This is a genomic window from Prevotella melaninogenica (assembly GCF_003609775.1).
Lineage (GTDB): Bacteria > Bacteroidota > Bacteroidia > Bacteroidales > Bacteroidaceae > Prevotella > Prevotella melaninogenica_A.
Map to the genome: position 1 here is coordinate 744566 of NZ_AP018050.1, position 23401 is coordinate 767966.

Consider the following 23401-nt stretch of genomic DNA (forward strand, 5'->3'; position numbering starts at 1 on the left):
AAGATGTCTGTTTAAGCCTTCTTTGAAGGATGTGAGCCAATCAAAGCGTAGAAGAGCATGTAAGCCAACATACCAACGATGAGCCAGTAGCTCTGGATGTCGCCTACCTTTGTAGCCATAATGTTCTGAATCAATGGCATAACACCACCACCAACAACCATGGTCATGAAGAGACCAGAAGCTGTAGCTGTGTACTTACCAAGACCCTCTGTAGCGAGGTTGAAGATAACACCCCACATTACTGATGTACAGATACCGCAAAGGATGATGAGTAATACCTTTGTTGGAACCTCAGCCTCAATCCATGTGCTCTCTGCAATATTAGGAATTGTAAGGCTCATTGTATTTGCTTCTGGCATGAAGATAGCCACAATAAGAAGTACGAGAGCCAAGGCTGTTGTCACTGTAAGCTGTGTACGTGAAGATACCTTACCGCTGATGAAGGCACTTACGAAACGACCAACGAGCATCAACAACCAGTAGATACCAGCGATAAGACCTGCGATGGCAGCACTACCGAGTACACCACCTTCTGCAACTGGCTGACTGAGGTAGAACAGGAGCTGACCTGGAATACCCACCTCAATACCTACGTAGAAGAAGATTGCAATGATACCGAGCAACAACTGGCGATAGCCTAATGCGCCCTTGATACCACCAACAACATCAGCCTTCTCTGTCTCTGGCTCAGTCAACTGTGTAAACCAAACGATAAAGAATGATGCTGCAAAGATAACCAATGCGATAAGCAACAATGGAGATACAACCTCAAGTGATGTACTCTTAGTAATCTCACCAATCATAGAACCTGCAACCATCGGAGTCAGTGTTGCTGCGAGTGAGTTCAATGATGCACCAGTCTGGATAAGCTGGTTACCACGGTTACCACCACCACCAAGAAGGTTCAACATTGGGTTTACTACAGTGTTCAAGATACAAACACAGAAACCACAAACGAAGGCACCAACAAGGTAAACTACGTATGTGCTGATTTCGTTTCCATCCATTCTACTGGAACCATATTGGATGGCAATACCGATGAAACCAAGTGCCAAAGCAACAAGAGCAGTCTTCTTGTAACCATACTTTGTAATCATCATACCTGCTGGAATACCCATGAAGAGGTAAGCCAAGAAGTTCATCATGTTACCCATCATACCAGCCCAGTCATAGTGCTGTTTCCAAATTGTACCAAATGGTGCTGCCATGTTGGTAACGAAAGAGATCATAGCAAATAGGAACATCATGGTGATAATTGCCACCAAGGTTCCTTTTTTGTTAGTTTGATTTTCCATTTTGATATTTCAATTTTTATTTATTATTTCGTTTTTGGATGCTTATTTCTCTACACCAAACTTATAGATAGTTCTCTGTGTGTACTCCTTGCATGGCTCTAAGATGACTGAAGGGAAATAAGGATGGTTTGGACTGTCTGGGAAGTGCTGTGCTTCGAAGCAGATAGCACTGCGTCGTGGGAAGGTTGCACCATGCTGACCCTTATATCCGTCAGCCCAGTTGTGGGTATATACCTGAACACCTGGCTCTGTTGTATAAACCTCCATAGTTCTGCCACTCTTTGGTTCTTTGATGCGTGCAGCGAATGATAGCTCGCCTTCTTCCTTCTTATTCAGTACGAAACAGTGGTCGTAACCTGCGCCATTCTTAATCTGCTCGTGGTCAGCATCGATATCCTGACCTACTGGCTTTGGTTCACGGAAGTCGAATGGAGTACCAGCTACCTTCAAAATCTCACCTGTTGGAATTGATGTTTCATCAATAGGGAGGTAGAAGTCAGCATTAATCTGGCACTCTAAATCGTCAATTGTTGGTGTTGGATTAGCAATACCTGCCAAAGAGAAGAAACCATGACTGGTAAGGTTGATGATTGTCTTCTTGTTAGTCTTTGCAGAATACTTGATAATGAGTTCGTCGTTATCAGAGAATGAATAGGCTACCCAAACTTCAACTTCGCCTGTATAGCCTTCCTCACCGTACGAAGAAGTGTACTTTAACACAACGGCGTGGTCGTTAACCTGTACGGCATCCCAAACCTTTGCATTAAAGCCCTCCTTACCTCCATGCAGAGAGTTAGGACCATTATTAATAGCAAGTTTATATTCCTTTCCGTTCAACTGGAAACGACCTTTGGCAATACGATTACCATAACGGCCAATAAGGGTTGAAAGATAAGGTTCTGGTGAATTGATGACCTCTTGTATATTGTCATGTCCTTGTATGATATTTGCCAAGTTTCCTTCTTTATCAGGAACCATAATAGCAACAATCGCACCACCGTAATTAGTGACTGCAACCTCATTGCCTTTGGCATTTCTAAGTACATAGAGATCGGTTTTCTTACCATCTATCGTAGTCTGGAAGTCCTCTTTCTTCAGACCACACACGTAGTGTGTCTCTTCGGCATTTACCATGATGTTCTGTTTTTAGTTACTATTTCAAGACCTGCAAAGTAAATAAAAATAAACGATAACTGCAAACTTAACTTTGAAAATAATAGGGTATGGTGTGTTAAAAACAATTAACATAACAAGGTTTTAACCCAAATCAGTCATTAGATATTGTTAGAAACGATATCTCTATTGACTGATTTGGGTTAAACTCAATTTAATTACAAAAGTCTTATAGCAATCTTTGTAAGTGTGAGTTGATTACTCAAATTACAAGTTTGTGCCTTTGTTTTCTGTTAAAACTCCTCAGAATAGGCTCTGATTTTACCTGGACAGGGTTTAAGCAAAGGATAGTCTGAGCTCTCTTGGAACTTTGTTAGCTTTTGCATAATAGCATCCCTATCCTCTTGACTCTTCATCCGAAGCATGTCTTTGATAAAAGGTACTGTCGGACTATCTGGGTAAGCCTTCATGAATCGTTTCCACTCTTCTTTAACTTCTTTGTCTATGTTTTCATAATACACAGGAGTATTGTCTACGCCAAATAAATAGGCAGACTGAAGGAATATATAGTCATCTTGTAGTCTACAGAAAAATTCTTTCTTTGTTGGATATGTTTTTACGTAAGCTTCGTGTCGAGCAAGCAGGTTACCCAACCTTCGCCACGATATTACGAGGACAGCATCTGGGGCAATGTTCTCTGCATCCTTTATCAGGTACCAATAGTCCTGATAGTACTTAGGCAATAGTTTGACATACTGAATGTATGTTTTAGTTTGAAGGTTCATTTCTACGATTCCTTCTCCTAAATCTACTATTTCTATCCCTGCGTTCTTATAGAACAGCTCCTTCTTTTTAATGGAATCGTGTGGCACTATTTCATTACCCATGCTGTCTATTTTATACTCGAAATAGTGCCCAAGGAAATGACTCTCACGGTCATTGATCTTATTCAGCTCTTTTTGCACTTCCGTACTAAACTCATCAAAGATTCGACAACGCTCCTCTGGTGATGCGCCCTTAAATTGGATGTCAATTATTTGCTGATGAAGCTTGATTCGCTTCAAGGGATCAGTCGTTTTTGCAAGGATTTGCTTAACGCTATCAACCTTAGCCTTTTGTTGGATACTATCGATATTTATTTCCTGCTTTGTACTATCGATGTTCTGACCATCTTTATCTGTTTGCTTGGAAGGGCTGTTTTGACAAGCTGTCAATAGTACAATTCCTAATAAGAATAGATATATGATTCGTTTCATAAGATTAATGTTTGAAAGTTTTATTAATGATAAATTTTGTTCTCAGTTTCTTTTCTTCTGTGCAAAGATATATATAAAAAAGGAGGAAACTCTCAATTGTTAGTTTTTTATTTTCTCATGTGTTAATATTTATTGATAAGTTCTTTTGTATCAAGTTTTTTTTATATGTATTTTAGCTTGTTCTTTTGTGGTTCACTTTACTGAATACCTAAACTTAATACGCTTGTATAAGCATCTGTTTAGAGTACTTTTGTGTGAAATATTATGACATTTTTTGATCCTATAAGCTTGTTTTCAGTCGAAAAACAGCGTTTTCACTTAGGTTTGTAACTATCAGATAATCAAGCGGTTGTCTGATTGTAAAAGAAAAGATGCTTAATTGCATTTCAAAAGGGCGTTACTTAGACCTCAAAAGGGCATCTTTTGCAAGTCAATTAAGCCTTAATTCGAATGCAATTAAGCACCAATTAAAAATCAGTTTATGATTTTTCTTTACAAAGTAAGTATGAGTGCGGTTACCCTTTAGTTTTGATTGCTAATTTACTTTCTGAAAGTCCAAAGTCCTTAACAGATGATGTCCGATAAGATTTATCCGTATATGTTAGGCTTTTGGGGGCTTACTTATATCTCATTTTAATGGGAATAGCAATCATTCCTACCATCTTTTTTTGATTTGAATTTATTTTTATAAGTAGTATTCCTACAACTCATTTTACTCAGATAAGCATAGAATAGTTAAATGTAAAAAGAGCACAGTAGGATTAGAAAACCTGCTGTGCTCTTTGTTTTTTTAGATATTCTTTATGAATTCTATCACATCTTGTATGGCTTTTTGCTTCCAAAGAATATAAGTAAAACCGCCAACTGATATAATAGAGAGGGTGATGTTGATAAGACAAGATTTGAAATCCATTTCTTTCCAGTTCTTAAATAACCCCCACACGCTCTTGACAGTTATATAAACTAAAACGGCACAAAGTGCAAATGCAAATATTATCATATTATTTCTTAGTTCTTTTACTGTTTTCTTTTCTTTACTTCTTGCTGCTTTTCTAATTCACGCAATTTTTCTTCAATCGTATTATTCTCCAACTGTTTTACCATTTCGGGAGAAGCATAAATAGAACAGTCTGTATTACCGTGCCTGTAAATACACCATCCAAATTCTGCTACAGCTATTCCTACACCGACTGGACCTAAAGCTCTCTTAGCAACAATCTTAAAATTTTTTTTAATAACAACTTTTGACCATTTGGCGTTTGCAAATGCAACTACATTTGTAAATATGTCTGCTCCTATGGCTTCTAAAGCACAGTCAAAAATAACCTTTAGATTACTTTGTTTAGCAAAATTGTCTTTGGCATAACATGGTGTCGCTAAGAAATTAAATGTTTGTCTTTCATTCTTTGAAACTTGTAACTCTGCACGTTGAATGTCTTGATTACCTAAAATCATTGCTACAAGAATAACATCCTCGTCGCTTGCTCCTGTCTCTGCTATTATTTGATTAAGTTCTTCTTCTGTTATATCTTGCTCCAGCAAGTATCCCCTACTTACGCCCAACATAGGATTTAAAACATTTTTGATTTCCACAGTTGAAACAATAATATCATTTTCTCCACTTTGCATGTTTGGTACTATGGAAAAATCTGCAGCAGTTATTCTATGAAAATCTGATACATCCTGTACCGTTCGTACGTATTTAAGTAACTTTTTCTGTATCTCTGTTGCATCTTCAGGGAAATCAGCATGTAATGTTACATAATTACTCGTATTGATGGAGTCTTTGGCATTGCTCGCTCTGGTCTTTCCTGTTGGAATGAGTTGAGTTGATGCAATGGCAGGGACATTGAGAGTCAGTGCCTTAAAAAAGTTTCTGGTTTCGTCCTTTACCACTTCACCTCCTTGGTTTGATTCGATGTTTGTACATCCTATTGAAGCTATCACTAAAATGACACAGTATAGAATCATTTCGTTTGTTTGTTCATTTGTTTCATTTTCTTTGATTTTTAGTTGATTAAATTAAGAGATAATCGATTATCTACTGCAAAGATAAATAAAAATAACATTCATGTCAAGTGTATTGATAATAAATTTGCTATCTTTATCAAATCTATACTATGCCATCTTCTTACAGCACTTATCTGTGACTTTTACAAGGCCATTATTCAAAGACTCGACGTAAAGAAGTTCGGACTCAATGCAACAAGTCGCATAAAAGCGTTTGTCTTCAGGTTTATTTCTGTACCAGCCAAGTGGATCAGGACATCAAGGCGGTATGTGCTGAATATCTATACCTGTAATAATGCTTACGCAGATGTTTTCCAGACTGATTTTGGATAATGACTACAACTTATGGGAATGATATTATGTATTGCCTCAAGTCACATTGTGGGGTAAGGGGATATTGTAGGCAGAAGTGGGTGCTTCAAGTTCAAATTTAATCATATATTATTCTCCTTTTCGTTTTGCAAATATAACTCTTTGCGTTGATATGTGTAAGAGAATAAATGAAAAAGCAGCAAATGATTGCTCATTTGCTGCTGTATGGTAATAAGGTTTTCTATATAAGCCCTCAATGTTTTTCTTGTAAGTTTCTGTTCTTATTCATCTTTCTTTGTCAGACGAACATACAACAAGTAAAAATATATGGTGTGGCTTAGGAAAACCGATGTGTCTGTTATTTAATGATTATCTTTTTACCATTGACAATATAAACACCCTTAGGTAAAGCATTAATTTCGTCGGTGCTTGCTTTACTTAGCCGTTTTGTTCCATCTATTGTATAGACATCAGCAAGTCCTGCTTTATTATAAACAGTGTTTGTAATGCCAGTAGTATTATCCTCTATTAATAAGAAATCTTTCCATTGGTATGCTTGTTTATATGCGTCAAGACTATTCTTAGGAACAATAAGTTTACATTTAGATTTATTAATGTTGGTAAAAACACCTGATTCACAGGTTGGAGGTACGACTGCCTCACTTGAAATCTGTGTTATACTGGTACAGTAATCAAATGCGTATTCTCCTATAGCCTTAACACTATCTCCGATATGTACTTTTTGTAGGTTGGTGCATCCGCTAAAAGCTTCGCCACCTATTGTCGTAACACTATTAGGAATGGTTACAGAAGTTAGAGAACTGCAACCCATGAAAGCATTGTAGCCAATTGTAGTAACACTATTTGGAATGGTTACAGAGGTTAGAGAGCTACAAATACTGAAAGCAGCCTTTCCAATTGTCGTAACACTATTTGGAATGGTTACAGAAGTTAGAGAGCGACAACCGTTGAAAGCATTGTCGCCAATTGTTGTAACACTATTGGGAATGGTTACAGAAGTTAGAGAACTACATCCAGCGTATTTACAACCGATTATTACTCAATATTTTATAGATAATAAGTCAGAAATATGGTTGTTATTTTTAATTGCACATTCTAAAAGGTGAAGATTTAACGCTTTTATTGATTATTAACTCAAAAAGGACATCAACTTGGGTCGTTTCTTCTCTTTTCCTTGCTATTCGTTTCCGATATTCCACTTTTGTTTTGGTCTATCTCATATGTACTGCAAAGGTATTGATTTTTGTTTGATATTGCTCCTTGCTTGCTCCTTGTCGTAGATTAATTTTCACACAGGAATTTTTGTTCTCTTTCTATAGGGGCTTGAAACAATCCATTTATTGGAAACAATTAAAGACGGAGCTGGTTTGCCCCAGTGCTTTTTAAGAAACAGGGCAATTATTTTATCTCCACAAAGGCTCTTGTTCCCAATTATGAGGAAAGCCTAATAAACGAGTTCTTACTGATGGGTATTTCGATAAAAGCTGCTTGAAATCTGCAACAAAAGTGTTGCCCATAGAAATGGAGTTAAGCCAATACACCACATAGCAGAGTTGCGGATAAAGTGTTTGTTCACGGAACGAGAAATCCGTAATCCATGTGTTTGGCATACGCATAGGCATCATTGGCTTGACAGGAAAGACCCGATTTGACAGTCTTGAATGATGGGCGCAGCAATTACGAAGTACGGGTCTGGGTACGGATTAAAAGGCTAAGTGATTATTTCCAGTCATTTAGCCTTTTTAATTATCTAATTTTTCCCCACATTTTCCCCACAGCTGTCTATTTATATATTTTAGAAACATATTTTTCCGTAAAGTTATGTACCTTTGTCGGCAAATAAAGATATTCTCGTCAAACAAATATAAATAATATAAACATGGAAAAAAACAGAAAAAAACAAATCGTAGTTTTGAGTATAGCTTTAGTTTGCATTTTCATCTTGGTATTTTCATTGTTCCATAAATCAGCGACAAAAGATAGCGCAAATCCTCCTTTAACAAATGTTTTGACTGATAGCATTTCTCAAATTGTCTCAGCTTGTCCTGGCGAAATTGGTGTGGCGGTTATTGTTAATAACAGAGATACGGTTAAGGTCAATAATAAGAGTGTTTATCCTATGATGAGTGTGTTTAAGGTTCATCAGGCATTAGCTCTTTGTAATGACTTTGACAATAAAGGAATTTCACTTGATACCTTAGTAAATATAAATAGGGATAAACTTGACCCAAAGACTTGGAGTCCTATGCTGAAAGATTATTCAGGGCCAGTCATATCATTGACAGTGAGAGATTTGCTGCGTTATACTCTTACTCAGAGTGACAACAATGCAAGCAACCTTATGTTTAAGGATATGGTTAATGTCGCTCAAACAGATAGTTTTATAGCCACACTCATTCCTCGTTCAAGTTTTCAGATAGCTTATACGGAAGAGGAAATGTCGGCTGACCATAACAAGGCTTACTCTAACTATACATCTCCTCTTGGTGCTGCAATGTTGATGAATCGTTTGTTTACTGAAGGTCTTATCGATGATGAGAAACAAAGTTTCATTAAGAATACGTTAAAAGAATGCAAAACAGGTGTAGATAGGATAGCAGCTCCACTTCTTGATAAAGAAGGGGTTGTTATAGCGCATAAGACAGGTTCAGGTTATGTTAATGAAAATGGTGTTCTTGCAGCTCACAATGATGTTGCCTATATATGTCTGCCTAATAATATCAGTTATACCTTAGCGGTATTTGTTAAGGATTTCAAGGGAAATGAATCACAAGCGTCACAATATGTTGCGCATATATCAGCTGTAGTATATTCTTTATTAATGCAAACTTCAGTAAAATCTTAAACTGCACTTGCTTTGATAATTAATGATAAACAATCTAAAAGCACTCTAATCGTTATCGGAGTGCTTTTAGATTACTAATCAAATTGCTTCTATTATAATTTGAATCCTCTACTTTTTCTTTCTTCCTGTTGCGGCACTCTTGCTCCATATCTAAGCCTGTGCCATTGCTCCCTGAACCAGTCGGCAATCGGCTTCCTGTTTATTGTCAGGTTCAGCCTGCTTTCATCGTCAGGGTCATTTTCCACCCTTAAAATATCATCCTTTATATCAAAGTTCCGCCTGTGTTGCTCGGAATAGATTTTACCGCTACATTTCAGGGCTTCTTTTTTGACTATAAGACTTTCAGTCATTTCTTTAGAGAATCCCAGCATGGCACAAAACTTTTCCATGCGCAGCATTTCCCTGAACATCGAAACCACCTGAAAGCCTTGTCTATGATTCTGGCGAGCCGTGACAGTTCTTTTTCTTTCATGTCAAGTTCCTGCCTGTGCATTTCTCTGAGATTGTGGATTTGCGTATCATGCTGTTTCTGCATCTGCTGTACTTGGCTCTGCAATTTTTCAATATTGGTGTTCCGTTTTGAAACCTCGTCTTGCAGTTTTTCGTTGGCACGTTCCAGTTCTTTCAGTTTTCCACTCCCGAAAAGAGAAGCAACTCCACTAGTTATGGCTGTCGCTGCCGTGGTGGCTGTCTTCTTTAACTTGTCAGTGCGTATTTCTGATTTCACCTGTTTCAGTTCCTGCTCGGCAAGATTTATCTGTTCTTCTTTGTGCCGTTTGGCTGCATCCATGCGTTGCAGTTCAGCTTTCTGCTTCTCAATGATAAAGTCGTTCCGTTCCAGATGCTCCTTACCAGTGACAGCCTTTGACTGCCCGCGTTCCATCAGCAGGATGTCGGATGCAAGGGTCTGCATCTGCATCATGTCATCGTCATTGAGCTTTCGGCTCTTTCCTGTTTCGTGGTTCATCCAGTCGAAAACGATATGGGCATGATAGTTCGGCTTGAACCATCTGTCCCCGACTTTGAAGCTTTCCCTGTCTTCCGCTTCCGGCTGACCGTTCAGCCAATGCCCTTCATCCTTGTGCAGGAAGATTTGCAGCGGTGTGATTCCCCAGCGTCTTTGACACTCCTCACCGAATTTACGCACGTCTGCCAGTGTGGTGTCCGACCTGACAAGCAGCACTCCTTCACGTATGGGGGAGCATCCCGCAATCTTGACTATTTTACCGTTCTTGCCTTTGCGTTCACGCTCCTTTTCCTGCATGGCACGTCCGGTCTTTTCCTTTACCATCTGTCTGATATTGTCATAATGCATCCGCAAATCCGGACTGCCGAAGTCGGGATTTATCCACTGTTCGTTATCGGTGGATAGTTCAGGAACGACATAGATTCTGGACTCTCCGATGTGGCGCATGTATTCGGCAGTCCTCCTGTTGTGAGCCTCGCTCGATGCGATGTTGCAGGGCTTGATATGTATGCTTGATTTTGTTGCCATAGATACTTGTTTTTTGGTTTGTACTTTATTGTTTGCTTTTCCGCTGTCCGTAAACGCATGGGGTTCTTAGGGGTGCAACCCATAAGCGGAGATTGCAAAGAGAGGGTCACTCTTTGCTCTGGGTTCTCAGGGGAGAAACGCCCTGAGTGGGTCATTAGGGTAAAACCCTAATCCCCTCGGGAGAGCCCACAACTACGTAAGCGGAGCGTGTAGTTATAGTGGGCTATATCAATGGCAAGCCATTGTCTGCAAACTCCAGCCTACGGCTTCCGCTCTCCTCCGTCAGGGAGGTTTTTCATCATCGTTGCCGATTGGAGATGCACCGACCAGCACAAGGTCTAAATCGTCTATCAGTTTTTGCAGGACGGGATTCTTCTCTATCATCCGCTGGAGGATTCTCTCAGCCTCGACCAAGTGGTTGGCTGTACTCATCACCTTGCCCTCCCGTATCTGAAAGATAATCCAATCGGCTATGTCGATATGGGCTTCTTTTTGTTTCGGGGTGGCATTCCTTTCGATGATGTCCGAAACCACCACCTTACAAAAGTACATGCTCTCGGCTCGCTGTTTCCACTCGGCATAAGCATCGGCATCGGGAAAGAGAAGCACGGTTCGCCCTGACAGTACACGGAGTTTCTCTTCTCTCATCTGACTCTTACCACCCGTAGCCAGCCATACATAATCGGGGAAGATAGCAGAACCGATAACGGCACTCTTCTCGGATTCCACCAAGACCACCACCTTGTCGGGATGCGTTTTCAACAAGTGTTCCCCGAAAAGGCATTGGGATAGTTGCCAATCCTCTGCCAACACACGCTGCTTTTTCAATATGCTGTGTATCCAGTTCACTGCCGATGTCTGTCCTCCCTTGATACGGTGTCCGTCTTCGGGATTGTACTGCATCACCTTTCCCGTGCGTACCTTGCCCGTCCTGTCTATCTGCCAAAAGATAACAGAGCCGTCACGGGTAGCCCCCAAACGGTATTCCTCCAACAACCGCTTCAACACCTCTTTCGCCTTGTCGCCATAGTAGGAAGTAAGGAGTGTGAAGAGGAAACGGAAGAAATTGCTACGCTCGCTTTGCGACTTCTCCACATAGTGAGGGGGAATATAGCCGATGGCTGTCGGCTTACTTTGCTGCTTCACTTTCTTCTGCTCTGCTCTTTGCCTGTCAAAAGAGAAATCATTGGTAGTTCTGTGTTCAGGATGCTCTTGAAAATACTCTTTCGGAGTGTAGTGATACCCACAACCGCTTTCGTGGTTACATCTGCCGACCGATGGATGCAACGGCACATTATTTTCGTCCACGTAATAGACGAAAGAATGCCTGTCTCCGCATTTGGGGCAGGTATGCCGTGTTGCCGTTCCTTTATACTTCTGTAATGAATAATTGCCCATAGCTTAGTCCGTTTTTGATGGTTGATTGTCGGCTGTCCCATCCTGTCCCATTGTCCCACACTCTAAGGGTTGGGACAGTGGGACACTTGGGACACCTGCGTTTTTACTCTCTTTGCTGCGCTGGATGATACGGTTTACGGTGGACTTGCCACAATTCACCTGTGAGGCTATCTCCCTGACGGACTTGCCCGATTGGGAGAGTTGCAGAATTTGGCAATCCCTTTGGCTTGATTCATTGTCGCCCAATTTTTTCAAGTGTTCCTTTTCCGTGGAATAGCCCCTGAACACGAACTGCAAGAAAGCATCCACCTTGTCAATCTCGTAAACGATTACATTATCCGCATCATGAGAGAACGTGCCATAGCGCACTTTAAGCTGCTTCACATAGCGAAGCCCTCCGTCTTGGGCACTTTTTCCAATGGTGAACACGCTGTCAAAGAAATTGTAGAGCCGTTTGCTTCCGGCAAGGTCGTTGGATGTGATGGGACAATCCAAAGAGCGTTTGGGCGTATGTGCTAGGACAAGGATAGAGAGCGCATATCTCTTTTTGAGATTGTTCAGCTGAATCATCAGCCGTCCTGCGGCATCGCCTTTCTCCATGGCGCAACACAGGTAGGTAAGATTGTCAATGATGAAAATCTTGCAGTCGGTCTGCACAGCCATCTGTTCAATGCCGCCTATGATAGCTTCCTCAAAGTTGGCATCCAAAAGCTGGTTGCAGTCAATAGACACCCGATAGAGTTTGTCGGGAAAGGTGTAGAGCTCTCCATGCTCGTTGGTATAGCGGAGCTGGAACTGCTTTTCGGACAGTTCAAAGTCCAGATACAGCACATTGTCGGTTCGGGCGATGCGGTCGGCTATCTGCACGGCAAGGATGGACTTGCCCACGTTGGAATCGGCAAACAAGCAGGAGAGTTCCCCCTCGTACCAAAAGCTGTCCCACAGCGCACGGGGCGTAGGCAATAACGATGCTTCAAGAATGGTTTGGTTTGCCGTCTTGATATTCATCATGCCTACACTGTCGGGCATACCGTTATGCGCTTGGGATGCTTTTGTGAGGTCGCCACGTATCAGGTTGATATAGTTCTTATCCTCTTCCATATCATTCACCAGTTACGTGGGTTGGGCTTGCGACGGTGGGAAGAGGATAAGGACTTGTTCAGTTCCTCGTCTGACAACGGTATGGGATTCTTTCGGGCGGTTTCCAGCCACTTGTCCAGTTCGTCACGGTAAAGGCAATAGCGTTTGCCGGGCTTGGTGGCAGGGATTGTCCCTTCTGACAGTTTCATGTAGAGCGTACCCTTAGGGATACCTAAATACTCTGCTGCCTCGTCCACAGACATGGGCACGTGGGTGTCCACCGTTTTGGCATTGTTCACACTGCGCTGCTCGGCGAGCAGGCTTTTCAGGCTCATCACTTCGTCTCGAAGCTGAGCGACAACCTCGGGGAGGTCGTTGAAGGTAAGAATTGATTTTTCCATTCGCGTACTCGTCTCTTTTGTAAGACTTGGCGCAAAGGACTGAAATGATATATCCGTGAATATCTCCACGACACGTCATTGCAAAATAATTCCCGAATAATTAAGCCCAGCCATAAATGACGGGTAAAATTACTCGGGAAACGATGTAAAACAGGCGGTTATGAGTTACCGGATGGTTGTCGTTGGTGTCGTGATTATCCTAATTCCGCACATAATCCTCGGGATAGTGGAAATCAAGTTTGCCGTTTTCGGGTTCATCAATGGGAATTTCCGTCTTTAACGGCTCTACCTTGAAATTCTTGATGGTTGATAAGTCTGTATCAGCAAACGATTTCGGGAAAAGGGCTTTGATGAACTTGGCACGGTTATCCCCATTGTAGTATCTCTTGTACAGGAAACGCTCAGAGATATTCCATACGAAGTGACGGAGTGGAATGTTGTTGATGTCTTTGGTAAACGGTCTTTGTATGGGCTTCGGGGTATAAGTGTTAAGATTCATCCATTTGTCCACCTCAGTACAGATGTGGTTCACGGTTTCTTGGTCGGCAATGCGAGGCAGGTAATAATGGCAATACTCCATGACCATGCGGATGCGCTCTTCCTTTTCCCGTTGCTCTCTGCTTGCGTAATTGGCACGGTTCTTTTCGTGAAGATCCGGGGCGATAGTAAGCTCTATCGGTTGTGTTTGGATAAGTGTCTCTTCTTTTGTCGGGGATGATTCGGGTACAGGCTCAGGGACTGATGTAGGTCCAGGCACAGATGTGGCTTCTTCAAGTGTATTTTGTGACAGTTCTTCCTGCACCTCTATGGCTTCGGCAATCGTTTCTTTCTTGCCGAACTTGATTTTGTAGATTTCGTATGTATCAAAGATAAGTGTCTGAAAGGAGAGATAGAGCAACCATCCCAACAGGTTACAGCATACGAATACTATCCACCTGACAAAGTTGTCTTGGTTGAAGCTGTCCGCTATTACCAGCGTGGCAATGGAAGATATTAGGACGATGGCGAAGCCGACAAAGCCCAAGATGATGTATTTGTCCTTGATTGATGATTCCATATTTCGTTGAGAGATTGAATGTTCCTGTATTATTTTGTGCAAAGTTAATGCTATTTTTCCCAATTACTGCCCGTTATTTGCGGTTAGAACGGTCTTTTTCAATGTATTTCACGAAATGTCATCATATCATACTCTGTTTCATACTCTGAGGGGCTTATAAATGGTGGCATCAAGCCAAAAACATAGAGGGGCGATTATAGCCTTGTAGCCATAACCGCCCCTCTGAATACCTGTCAATGTGAGACATTTATGCCTCCTTGCGCTTCAAGGTTATCTTGTCCACCACCTGACACATCTGCTGCGCTGCTATCTTGGAATAGATTTGTGTGGTGGTAATGTTCTTATGTCCGAGATAGGCTTGGATGACAGCCATGTCCGTTCCCATTTCCACGTGCAGGCTTCCGAAGCTGTGGCGGGTACAGTGAAAGGTGATTTTCTTGGTTATCCCTGCTGCCGTGAGCCACCGTTGGAGTGGTCCTTGCAGCATCTTGTCCTTGAAATCCTCAAAGATAAGTCCCTCGCCCCGTTCTCCCAGCAGTCCATAGGCTTCATCACTGATGGGGTTATGCACTATTTCTTTGGTTTTCTGCATACGGGTGGTAACGAACATCCTGCCGTTGGTGTATGGTTGTATCTGCTGCCACGTGAGCTGTCTGATGTCGCTCTTTCTCAGTCCCGTAAGACAGGCGAAAAGAAAAGCTTTTTTCAAGACCTCCTCCTCACAGGGTGTTTCGGCAAGCCGTATCAGTTCCTCTTGGCTCAAATGCTCCCTGATGGTGGGAATGCACTCGATGCGGTCTAAGAAGCCGTTTGGGTTCTCCTTTATCTTCCTGTCACGGTAAGCGGTGTGCAGCACGGCACGGAAAGTTGACCAATAGCCTGCTGCGGAGTTGATGTGCAGCTTTTGGTTGGTGTGGATGGATTGGGGTGCATCAAGCAGGTATTCCATGAACTTGCGGCACAAATCCACATCCACCTCCTCAAAGGTGCATTTGCCGTTCACGAACCGCTGGAAATGCTTGTATACGTGCTGCCACTTGATATTCTTGCGGTCAGCCAGTCCTTTGAAATAGGCAAGGAAATCGCCCTTCATCTTGGTCTTGTCAAAAAAGCCGTTGTTTTCATTGAAAATGGCTTCGTAGCGCTGGTTGCGCAGGATGACCGCTTTCTTCATCATGCGTGCGTTGAAGTCCCGTTCCTGCTGGTTTGCAGGTTTGGCGAAGATGTAAATTCCTAAGGCTTCACGTGTAATCACTCTCATGGTGACATTGTCACGGTAGCCGGGATAGTAGTCAAGGCATAGTGAATACTGTGTCCCGTTCTTAATCTTGCGCTTACGCAAGGTAACTGTTTTGCATTTACTCATAATAATTATGTTTTAATTGGTTGTATACATTTTGGAGTTGTATCCATGTTTCCGATGGCAAAGGAACAACGTGAAATATCCGTGAATACCTCCACGATACATCATTTTGAAATAATTTTCGATAATCCCGATTTTTCACGGTTATTTGTTCCTTTCAGCCATGACACGCTCCACATCTGAGCGCAAAAGCAGGTTTTTCACACCCACCTTTATCTTTTCGATGTGCTTCACCTTGACGATATGGCAGATGTTGGCTGACGAAAGACCATAGATTTGCTGCACCTGCTCAACGGTATAGTAGCGTTCATCGTTCACAAGGTCAGTTCTGCGGAGTTCGTTCAAATGTGATTTGGAGTAATAGGTACGCCCGTACTCTCTTTTAGTGGGTATCTTATGGCGATAGGTGTAGGCACGGAGTGCGGTCGGCTTCATGCCGAACAGTTCCTCCACCTCCTCGGTCAGTAGCCAGTCGGTAATTTCGCTAATATCAACTGCCACACCGAAAAACTCGTCAATATGCTTCTTGCTGTAATAGTTCTTTCCTGCGATACGGCAGATGGGGATATGGTTACGCTTGGCGGAAGTGTAAAGCCATGACTGCTTTACCTTAAAAAGGGACATCACCTCCTCGCCCGAATAGAAGTCCAACACTTCTTCGCTTTCCTTTTCCCTTTTTTCTCTTTTGGCAGGTAAGGAAGATGAAGATGATTTCCTTGGTGTGGAGGTGTTGCCGGGCAGGATGCGGTGATAGGGATTGCCCTCCAACATCTGCTCGATGTCGGCTCTGCGGATGAATGCCATGCGGTTGCTGATGCGTGAGGCTTTCAGCTTGCCGATGGCTACAAGTTTGTAAATGTACTGTCGGGAACAGCCCATGAGGATGGCTGCTTTGGAAAAGGTGAGATACTCCTGATGCTGTATCTCCATCAAGGGTTGGGCGACTTTGAAGAGGTTGTTCTTCTGCATCACTCTGGCTCGTTTGGCTTCTGCCTGACAAGCCTCACTGCAATATCTTTGCATACCGCTTCGGGTTACAAAGGACTTGCCGCAAAAACTGCATTTTCTGGTTGCTTTCATACCGTTTTATCGTTTAATGGTTCATTTCTTCAATCCTATATCTCTGAAATGGTAAACGGATGTGAACGGAAGTCAACCATTGTCGCTTTTCTACACAGTGTGACTGTTTCCGCATATCGGGGCGGTTATTGTCGCTTGTCGTAAACGGTTGTAAACCCTTGTCAACTGTCTGCACGGTGTGACAAAAAACAAGCCCCGCAAATTCTCCACGTCAGAAATACGTCTCAAAAATATGTGGAAATTTGGGAAGCGACAAATGGCAACCGAAAAGTGTTAAATTTTAGAATATGCTGGTAATTAAAGATTTACACTCGGATATTTCTGATTAGTTTTGGTTGTTCTATGGTTATAAATACATCCAGCGAAAGCATACTCTCCAATTGTCGTAATACTATTTGGAATGGTTACAGAAGTTAGCGCGCTACAATTGAAGTATTTACAACCGATTATTACTCAATATTTTATAGATAATAAGTCAGAAATATGGTTGTTATTTTTAATTGCACATTCTAAAAGGTGAAGATTTAACGCTTTTATTGATTATTAACTCAAAAAGGACATCAACTTGGGTCGTTTCTTCTCTTTTCCTTGCTATTCGTTTCCGATATTCCACTTTTGTTTTGGTCTATCTCATATGTACTGCAAAGGTATTGATTTTTGTTTGATATTGCTCCTTGCTTGCTCCTTGTCGTAGATTAATTTTCACACAGGAATTTTTGTTCTCTTTCTATAGGGGCTTGAAACAATCCATTTATTGGAAACAATTAAAGACGGAGCTGGTTTGCCCCAGTGCTTTTTAAGAAACAGGGCAATTATTTTATCTCCACAAAGGCTCTTGTTCCCAATTATGAGGAAAGCCTAATAAACGAGTTCTTACTGATGGGTATTTCGATAAAAGCTGCTTGAAATCTGCAACAAAAGTGTTGCCCATAGAAATGGAGTTAAGCCAATACACCACATAGCAGAGTTGCGGATAAAGTGTTTGTTCACGGAACGAGAAATCCGTAATCCATGTGTTTGGCATACGCATAGGCATCATTGGCTTGACAGGAAAGACCCGATTTGACAGTCTTGAATGATGGGCGCAGCAATTACGAAGTACGGGTCTGGGTACGGATTAAAAGGCTAAGTGATTATTTCCAGTCATTTAGCCTTTTTAATTATCTAATTTTTCCCCACATTTTCCCCACAGCTGTCTATTTATATATTTTAGAAACATATTTTTCCGTAAAGTTATGTACCTTTGTCGGCAAATAAAGATATTCTCGTCAAACAAATATAAATAATATAAACATGGAAAAAAACAGAAAAAAACAAATCGTAGTTTTGAGTATAGCTTTAGTTTGCATTTTCATCTTGGTATTTTCATTGTTCCATAAATCAGCGACAAAAGATAGCGCAAATCCTCCTTTAACAAATGTTTTGACTGATAGCATTTCTCAAATTGTCTCAGCTTGTCCTGGCGAAATTGGTGTGGCGGTTATTGTTAATAACAGAGATACGGTTAAGGTCAATAATAAGAGTGTTTATCCTATGATGAGTGTGTTTAAGGTTCATCAGGCATTAGCTCTTTGTAATGACTTTGACAATAAAGGAATTTCACTTGATACCTTAGTAAATATAAATAGGGATAAACTTGACCCAAAGACTTGGAGTCCTATGCTGAAAGATTATTCAGGGCCAGTCATATCATTGACAGTGAGAGATTTGCTGCGTTATACTCTTACTCAGAGTGACAACAATGCAAGCAACCTTATGTTTAAGGATATGGTTAATGTCGCTCAAACAGATAGTTTTATAGCCACACTCATTCCTCGTTCAAGTTTTCAGATAGCTTATACGGAAGAGGAAATGTCGGCTGACCATAACAAGGCTTACTCTAACTATACATCTCCTCTTGGTGCTGCAATGTTGATGAATCGTTTGTTTACTGAAGGTCTTATCGATGATGAGAAACAAAGTTTCATTAAGAATACGTTAAAAGAATGCAAAACAGGTGTAGATAGGATAGCAGCTCCACTTCTTGATAAAGAAGGGGTTGTTATAGCGCATAAGACAGGTTCAGGTTATGTTAATGAAAATGGTGTTCTTGCAGCTCACAATGATGTTGCCTATATATGTCTGCCTAATAATATCAGTTATACCTTAGCGGTATTTGTTAAGGATTTCAAGGGAAATGAATCACAAGCGTCACAATATGTTGCGCATATATCAGCTGTAGTATATTCTTTATTAATGCAAACTTCAGTAAAATCTTAAACTGCACTTGCTTTGATAATTAATGATAAACAATCTAAAAGCACTCTAATCGTTATCGGAGTGCTTTTAGATTACTAATCAAATTGCTTCTATTATAATTTGAATCCTCTACTTTTTCTTTCTTCCTGTTGCGGCACTCTTGCTCCATATCTAAGCCTGTGCCATTGCTCCCTGAACCAGTCGGCAATCGGCTTCCTGTTTATTGTCAGGTTCAGCCTGCTTTCATCGTCAGGGTCATTTTCCACCCTTAAAATATCATCCTTTATATCAAAGTTCCGCCTGTGTTGCTCGGAATAGATTTTACCGCTACATTTCAGGGCTTCTTTTTTGACTATAAGACTTTCAGTCATTTCTTTAGAGAATCCCAGCATGGCACAAAACTTTTCCATGCGCAGCATTTCCCTGAACATCGAAACCACCTGAAAGCCTTGTCTATGATTCTGGCGAGCCGTGACAGTTCTTTTTCTTTCATGTCAAGTTCCTGCCTGTGCATTTCTCTGAGATTGTGGATTTGCGTATCATGCTGTTTCTGCATCTGCTGTACTTGGCTCTGCAATTTTTCAATATTGGTGTTCCGTTTTGAAACCTCGTCTTGCAGTTTTTCGTTGGCACGTTCCAGTTCTTTCAGTTTTCCACTCCCGAAAAGAGAAGCAACTCCACTAGTTATGGCTGTCGCTGCCGTGGTGGCTGTCTTCTTTAACTTGTCAGTGCGTATTTCTGATTTCACCTGTTTCAGTTCCTGCTCGGCAAGATTTATCTGTTCTTCTTTGTGCCGTTTGGCTGCATCCATGCGTTGCAGTTCAGCTTTCTGCTTCTCAATGATAAAGTCGTTCCGTTCCAGATGCTCCTTACCAGTGACAGCCTTTGACTGCCCGCGTTCCATCAGCAGGATGTCGGATGCAAGGGTCTGCATCTGCATCATGTCATCGTCATTGAGCTTTCGGCTCTTTCCTGTTTCGTGGTTCATCCAGTCGAAAACGATATGGGCATGATAGTTCGGCTTGAACCATCTGTCCCCGACTTTGAAGCTTTCCCTGTCTTCCGCTTCCGGCTGACCGTTCAGCCAATGCCCTTCATCCTTGTGCAGGAAGATTTGCAGCGGTGTGATTCCCCAGCGTCTTTGACACTCCTCACCGAATTTACGCACGTCTGCCAGTGTGGTGTCCGACCTGACAAGCAGCACTCCTTCACGTATGGGGGAGCATCCCGCAATCTTGACTATTTTACCGTTCTTGCCTTTGCGTTCACGCTCCTTTTCCTGCATGGCACGTCCGGTCTTTTCCTTTACCATCTGTCTGATATTGTCATAATGCATCCGCAAATCCGGACTGCCGAAGTCGGGATTTATCCACTGTTCGTTATCGGTGGATAGTTCAGGAACGACATAGATTCTGGACTCTCCGATGTGGCGCATGTATTCGGCAGTCCTCCTGTTGTGAGCCTCGCTCGATGCGATGTTGCAGGGCTTGATATGTATGCTTGATTTTGTTGCCATAGATACTTGTTTTTTGGTTTGTACTTTATTGTTTGCTTTTCCGCTGTCCGTAAACGCATGGGGTTCTTAGGGGTGCAACCCATAAGCGGAGATTGCAAAGAGAGGGTCACTCTTTGCTCTGGGTTCTCAGGGGAGAAACGCCCTGAGTGGGTCATTAGGGTAAAACCCTAATCCCCTCGGGAGAGCCCACAACTACGTAAGCGGAGCGTGTAGTTATAGTGGGCTATATCAATGGCAAGCCATTGTCTGCAAACTCCAGCCTACGGCTTCCGCTCTCCTCCGTCAGGGAGGTTTTTCATCATCGTTGCCGATTGGAGATGCACCGACCAGCACAAGGTCTAAATCGTCTATCAGTTTTTGCAGGACGGGATTCTTCTCTATCATCCGCTGGAGGATTCTCTCAGCCTCGACCAAGTGGTTGGCTGTACTCATCACCTTGCCCTCCCGTATCTGAAAGATAATCCAATCGGCTATGTCGATATGGGCTTCTTTTTGTTTCGGGGTGGCATTCCTTTCGATGATGTCCGAAACCACCACCTTACAAAAGTACATGCTCTCGGCTCGCTGTTTCCACTCGGCATAAGCATCGGCATCGGGAAAGAGAAGCACGGTTCGCCCTGACAGTACACGGAGTTTCTCTTCTCTCATCTGACTCTTACCACCCGTAGCCAGCCATACATAATCGGGGAAGATAGCAGAACCGATAACGGCACTCTTCTCGGATTCCACCAAGACCACCACCTTGTCGGGATGCGTTTTCAACAAGTGTTCCCCGAAAAGGCATTGGGATAGTTGCCAATCCTCTGCCAACACACGCTGCTTTTTCAATATGCTGTGTATCCAGTTCACTGCCGATGTCTGTCCTCCCTTGATACGGTGTCCGTCTTCGGGATTGTACTGCATCACCTTTCCCGTGCGTACCTTGCCCGTCCTGTCTATCTGCCAAAAGATAACAGAGCCGTCACGGGTAGCCCCCAAACGGTATTCCTCCAACAACCGCTTCAACACCTCTTTCGCCTTGTCGCCATAGTAGGAAGTAAGGAGTGTGAAGAGGAAACGGAAGAAATTGCTACGCTCGCTTTGCGACTTCTCCACATAGTGAGGGGGAATATAGCCGATGGCTGTCGGCTTACTTTGCTGCTTCACTTTCTTCTGCTCTGCTCTTTGCCTGTCAAAAGAGAAATCATTGGTAGTTCTGTGTTCAGGATGCTCTTGAAAATACTCTTTCGGAGTGTAGTGATACCCACAACCGCTTTCGTGGTTACATCTGCCGACCGATGGATGCAACGGCACATTATTTTCGTCCACGTAATAGACGAAAGAATGCCTGTCTCCGCATTTGGGGCAGGTATGCCGTGTTGCCGTTCCTTTATACTTCTGTAATGAATAATTGCCCATAGCTTAGTCCGTTTTTGATGGTTGATTGTCGGCTGTCCCATCCTGTCCCATTGTCCCACACTCTAAGGGTTGGGACAGTGGGACACTTGGGACACCTGCGTTTTTACTCTCTTTGCTGCGCTGGATGATACGGTTTACGGTGGACTTGCCACAATTCACCTGTGAGGCTATCTCCCTGACGGACTTGCCCGATTGGGAGAGTTGCAGAATTTGGCAATCCCTTTGGCTTGATTCATTGTCGCCCAATTTTTTCAAGTGTTCCTTTTCCGTGGAATAGCCCCTGAACACGAACTGCAAGAAAGCATCCACCTTGTCAATCTCGTAAACGATTACATTATCCGCATCATGAGAGAACGTGCCATAGCGCACTTTAAGCTGCTTCACATAGCGAAGCCCTCCGTCTTGGGCACTTTTTCCAATGGTGAACACGCTGTCAAAGAAATTGTAGAGCCGTTTGCTTCCGGCAAGGTCGTTGGATGTGATGGGACAATCCAAAGAGCGTTTGGGCGTATGTGCTAGGACAAGGATAGAGAGCGCATATCTCTTTTTGAGATTGTTCAGCTGAATCATCAGCCGTCCTGCGGCATCGCCTTTCTCCATGGCGCAACACAGGTAGGTAAGATTGTCAATGATGAAAATCTTGCAGTCGGTCTGCACAGCCATCTGTTCAATGCCGCCTATGATAGCTTCCTCAAAGTTGGCATCCAAAAGCTGGTTGCAGTCAATAGACACCCGATAGAGTTTGTCGGGAAAGGTGTAGAGCTCTCCATGCTCGTTGGTATAGCGGAGCTGGAACTGCTTTTCGGACAGTTCAAAGTCCAGATACAGCACATTGTCGGTTCGGGCGATGCGGTCGGCTATCTGCACGGCAAGGATGGACTTGCCCACGTTGGAATCGGCAAACAAGCAGGAGAGTTCCCCCTCGTACCAAAAGCTGTCCCACAGCGCACGGGGCGTAGGCAATAACGATGCTTCAAGAATGGTTTGGTTTGCCGTCTTGATATTCATCATGCCTACACTGTCGGGCATACCGTTATGCGCTTGGGATGCTTTTGTGAGGTCGCCACGTATCAGGTTGATATAGTTCTTATCCTCTTCCATATCATTCACCAGTTACGTGGGTTGGGCTTGCGACGGTGGGAAGAGGATAAGGACTTGTTCAGTTCCTCGTCTGACAACGGTATGGGATTCTTTCGGGCGGTTTCCAGCCACTTGTCCAGTTCGTCACGGTAAAGGCAATAGCGTTTGCCGGGCTTGGTGGCAGGGATTGTCCCTTCTGACAGTTTCATGTAGAGCGTACCCTTAGGGATACCTAAATACTCTGCTGCCTCGTCCACAGACATGGGCACGTGGGTGTCCACCGTTTTGGCATTGTTCACACTGCGCTGCTCGGCGAGCAGGCTTTTCAGGCTCATCACTTCGTCTCGAAGCTGAGCGACAACCTCGGGGAGGTCGTTGAAGGTAAGAATTGATTTTTCCATTCGCGTACTCGTCTCTTTTGTAAGACTTGGCGCAAAGGACTG

The 23401-nt window shown here is 42.7% G+C and carries 21 protein-coding genes and 3 pseudogenes; 4 read left to right on the plus strand and 20 right to left on the minus strand.

The annotated features are described in order from the left end of the window. Positions 1–11: 11 nt before the first annotated feature. The 5 genes from PMEL_RS09655 to PMEL_RS09670 all read right to left on the minus strand — a co-directional run bounded on the left by PMEL_RS09655 (position 12) and on the right by PMEL_RS09670 (position 5635). A complete protein-coding gene (locus PMEL_RS09655) occupies positions 12–1295 on the minus strand; it encodes an MFS transporter (protein WP_120175104.1) in 1284 nt (427 codons plus the stop codon). Positions 1296–1337: 42 nt separating this feature from the next. Further along, on the minus strand, positions 1338–2429 hold the full coding sequence (locus PMEL_RS09660) for an aldose epimerase family protein (protein ID WP_120175105.1): 1092 nt from the start codon (positions 2427–2429) through the stop codon (positions 1338–1340). Between the two features lie 272 nt (positions 2430–2701). Then, positions 2702–3664, minus strand: coding sequence for a hypothetical protein (locus PMEL_RS09665; RefSeq protein ID WP_120175106.1), 963 nt, complete (start codon positions 3662–3664; stop codon positions 2702–2704). A 790-nt stretch (positions 3665–4454) separates the two neighbouring features. Continuing rightward, positions 4455–4577, minus strand: coding sequence for a hypothetical protein (locus PMEL_RS12495; RefSeq protein ID WP_257899590.1), 123 nt, complete (start codon positions 4575–4577; stop codon positions 4455–4457). A 104-nt stretch (positions 4578–4681) separates the two neighbouring features. Then, positions 4682–5635: a hypothetical protein gene (locus tag PMEL_RS09670; RefSeq protein WP_145985365.1), complete on the minus strand. Its 954-nt coding sequence runs from the start codon at positions 5633–5635 to the stop codon at positions 4682–4684. Positions 5636–5791: 156 nt separating this feature from the next. Here PMEL_RS09670 and PMEL_RS09675 point away from each other — a divergent pair. Continuing rightward, positions 5792–6007 (plus strand): annotated as a pseudogene (locus PMEL_RS09675) (IS1380 family transposase); the annotation flags it as partial. Between the two features lie 337 nt (positions 6008–6344). Here PMEL_RS09675 and PMEL_RS09680 read toward each other — a convergent pair. After that, entirely contained in the window at positions 6345–6974 is a 630-nt protein-coding gene (locus PMEL_RS09680) for a leucine-rich repeat domain-containing protein (RefSeq protein ID WP_231999470.1), read from the minus strand. On the opposite strand from PMEL_RS09680, the gene PMEL_RS12410 reads away from it, so the two are divergent. Then, positions 6856–7113: a hypothetical protein gene (locus PMEL_RS12410; protein WP_231999415.1), complete on the plus strand. Its 258-nt coding sequence runs from the start codon at positions 6856–6858 to the stop codon at positions 7111–7113. The two genes, PMEL_RS09680 and PMEL_RS12410, sit on opposite strands and share 119 nt — an antisense overlap. Positions 7114–7410: 297 nt before the next feature. Here the strand turns inward: PMEL_RS12410 and PMEL_RS09685 are convergent, their stop codons facing one another. Next, positions 7411–7632 carry a hypothetical protein gene (locus PMEL_RS09685; RefSeq protein ID WP_004356044.1) on the minus strand — a complete coding sequence of 74 codons (222 nt, stop codon included), beginning with the start codon at positions 7630–7632 and terminating at the stop codon, positions 7411–7413. A gap of 254 nt (positions 7633–7886) precedes the next feature. Here PMEL_RS09685 and PMEL_RS09690 point away from each other — a divergent pair, with 254 nt between their 5' ends. Beyond that, the gene (locus tag PMEL_RS09690) at positions 7887–8852 is read left to right on the plus strand and encodes a CfxA family broad-spectrum class A beta-lactamase (protein ID WP_004339683.1); all 966 of its coding nucleotides are present in this window, start codon (positions 7887–7889) and stop codon (positions 8850–8852) included. Between the two features lie 92 nt (positions 8853–8944). Here the strand turns inward: PMEL_RS09690 and PMEL_RS09695 are convergent. From PMEL_RS09695 to PMEL_RS09735, 9 genes and pseudogenes are all read right to left on the minus strand, one after another. Then, positions 8945–10347 (minus strand): annotated as a pseudogene (locus PMEL_RS09695) (mobilization protein). A gap of 282 nt (positions 10348–10629) precedes the next feature. Then, positions 10630–11745: a DUF6371 domain-containing protein gene (locus PMEL_RS09700; protein ID WP_004292742.1), complete on the minus strand. Its 1116-nt coding sequence runs from the start codon at positions 11743–11745 to the stop codon at positions 10630–10632. A 3-nt stretch (positions 11746–11748) separates the two neighbouring features. Then, positions 11749–12846, minus strand: a complete 1098-nt coding sequence (locus PMEL_RS09705) for an AAA family ATPase (protein WP_004348225.1) — start codon at positions 12844–12846, stop codon at positions 11749–11751. Between the two features lie 5 nt (positions 12847–12851). Further along, positions 12852–13226, minus strand: coding sequence for an excisionase family DNA-binding protein (locus PMEL_RS09710; RefSeq protein ID WP_004338328.1), 375 nt, complete (start codon positions 13224–13226; stop codon positions 12852–12854). Positions 13227–13425: 199 nt separating this feature from the next. Then, on the minus strand, positions 13426–14283 hold the full coding sequence (tnpC, locus tag PMEL_RS09715) for a transposon Tn4555 protein TnpC (RefSeq protein WP_004339687.1): 858 nt from the start codon (positions 14281–14283) through the stop codon (positions 13426–13428). 247 nt (positions 14284–14530) lie between these two features. Next, a complete protein-coding gene (locus tag PMEL_RS09720) occupies positions 14531–15649 on the minus strand; it encodes a tyrosine-type recombinase/integrase (RefSeq protein WP_004338318.1) in 1119 nt (372 codons plus the stop codon). Positions 15650–15790: 141 nt separating this feature from the next. Further along, positions 15791–16726 carry a transposon Tn4555 protein TnpA gene (tnpA, locus tag PMEL_RS09725; RefSeq protein ID WP_004292844.1) on the minus strand — a complete coding sequence of 312 codons (936 nt, stop codon included), beginning with the start codon at positions 16724–16726 and terminating at the stop codon, positions 15791–15793. A gap of 297 nt (positions 16727–17023) precedes the next feature. Beyond that, positions 17024–17176 carry a leucine-rich repeat protein gene (locus PMEL_RS12500; RefSeq protein ID WP_197715125.1) on the minus strand — a complete coding sequence of 51 codons (153 nt, stop codon included), beginning with the start codon at positions 17174–17176 and terminating at the stop codon, positions 17024–17026. Positions 17177–17543: 367 nt separating this feature from the next. Beyond that, positions 17544–17765: a hypothetical protein gene (locus tag PMEL_RS09735; protein WP_004356044.1), complete on the minus strand. Its 222-nt coding sequence runs from the start codon at positions 17763–17765 to the stop codon at positions 17544–17546. Positions 17766–18019: 254 nt separating this feature from the next. Here PMEL_RS09735 and PMEL_RS09740 point away from each other — a divergent pair, with 254 nt between their 5' ends. Continuing rightward, on the plus strand, positions 18020–18985 hold the full coding sequence (locus PMEL_RS09740; RefSeq protein WP_004339683.1) for a CfxA family broad-spectrum class A beta-lactamase: 966 nt from the start codon (positions 18020–18022) through the stop codon (positions 18983–18985). A 92-nt stretch (positions 18986–19077) separates the two neighbouring features. Here PMEL_RS09740 and PMEL_RS09745 read toward each other — a convergent pair. The 4 genes and pseudogenes from PMEL_RS09745 to PMEL_RS09760 form a co-directional block, all read right to left on the minus strand. After that, positions 19078–20480: pseudogene (locus PMEL_RS09745) on the minus strand (mobilization protein). Between the two features lie 282 nt (positions 20481–20762). Continuing rightward, on the minus strand, positions 20763–21878 hold the full coding sequence (locus PMEL_RS09750; protein WP_004292742.1) for a DUF6371 domain-containing protein: 1116 nt from the start codon (positions 21876–21878) through the stop codon (positions 20763–20765). 3 nt (positions 21879–21881) lie between these two features. Then, complete coding sequence (locus PMEL_RS09755) at positions 21882–22979, minus strand: AAA family ATPase (protein ID WP_004348225.1); 1098 nt, start codon at positions 22977–22979, stop codon at positions 21882–21884. Between the two features lie 5 nt (positions 22980–22984). After that, a complete protein-coding gene (locus PMEL_RS09760) occupies positions 22985–23359 on the minus strand; it encodes an excisionase family DNA-binding protein (protein ID WP_004338328.1) in 375 nt (124 codons plus the stop codon). Positions 23360–23401: the final 42 nt, after the last annotated feature.

Coding starts and splice junctions, on each gene's coding strand:
- PMEL_RS09655 (WP_120175104.1), bottom strand. CDS start 1,295: ATGGAAAATCAAACTAACAAAAAAGGAACCTTGGTGGCAATTATCACC.
- PMEL_RS09660 (WP_120175105.1), bottom strand. CDS start 2,429: ATGGTAAATGCCGAAGAGACACACTACGTGTGTGGTCTGAAGAAAGAG.
- PMEL_RS09665 (WP_120175106.1), bottom strand. CDS start 3,664: ATGAAACGAATCATATATCTATTCTTATTAGGAATTGTACTATTGACA.
- PMEL_RS12495 (WP_257899590.1), bottom strand. CDS start 4,577: ATGGATTTCAAATCTTGTCTTATCAACATCACCCTCTCTATTATATCA.
- PMEL_RS09670 (WP_145985365.1), bottom strand. CDS start 5,635: ATGATTCTATACTGTGTCATTTTAGTGATAGCTTCAATAGGATGTACA.
- PMEL_RS12410 (WP_231999415.1), top strand. CDS start 6,856: ATGGTTACAGAGGTTAGAGAGCTACAAATACTGAAAGCAGCCTTTCCA.
- PMEL_RS09685 (WP_004356044.1), bottom strand. CDS start 7,632: ATGATGCCTATGCGTATGCCAAACACATGGATTACGGATTTCTCGTTC.
- PMEL_RS09690 (WP_004339683.1), top strand. CDS start 7,887: ATGGAAAAAAACAGAAAAAAACAAATCGTAGTTTTGAGTATAGCTTTA.
- PMEL_RS09700 (WP_004292742.1), bottom strand. CDS start 11,745: ATGGGCAATTATTCATTACAGAAGTATAAAGGAACGGCAACACGGCAT.
- PMEL_RS09705 (WP_004348225.1), bottom strand. CDS start 12,846: ATGGAAGAGGATAAGAACTATATCAACCTGATACGTGGCGACCTCACA.
- PMEL_RS09710 (WP_004338328.1), bottom strand. CDS start 13,226: ATGGAAAAATCAATTCTTACCTTCAACGACCTCCCCGAGGTTGTCGCT.
- tnpC (WP_004339687.1), bottom strand. CDS start 14,283: ATGGAATCATCAATCAAGGACAAATACATCATCTTGGGCTTTGTCGGC.
- PMEL_RS09720 (WP_004338318.1), bottom strand. CDS start 15,649: ATGAGTAAATGCAAAACAGTTACCTTGCGTAAGCGCAAGATTAAGAAC.
- tnpA (WP_004292844.1), bottom strand. CDS start 16,726: ATGAAAGCAACCAGAAAATGCAGTTTTTGCGGCAAGTCCTTTGTAACC.
- PMEL_RS09735 (WP_004356044.1), bottom strand. CDS start 17,765: ATGATGCCTATGCGTATGCCAAACACATGGATTACGGATTTCTCGTTC.
- PMEL_RS09740 (WP_004339683.1), top strand. CDS start 18,020: ATGGAAAAAAACAGAAAAAAACAAATCGTAGTTTTGAGTATAGCTTTA.
- PMEL_RS09750 (WP_004292742.1), bottom strand. CDS start 21,878: ATGGGCAATTATTCATTACAGAAGTATAAAGGAACGGCAACACGGCAT.
- PMEL_RS09755 (WP_004348225.1), bottom strand. CDS start 22,979: ATGGAAGAGGATAAGAACTATATCAACCTGATACGTGGCGACCTCACA.
- PMEL_RS09760 (WP_004338328.1), bottom strand. CDS start 23,359: ATGGAAAAATCAATTCTTACCTTCAACGACCTCCCCGAGGTTGTCGCT.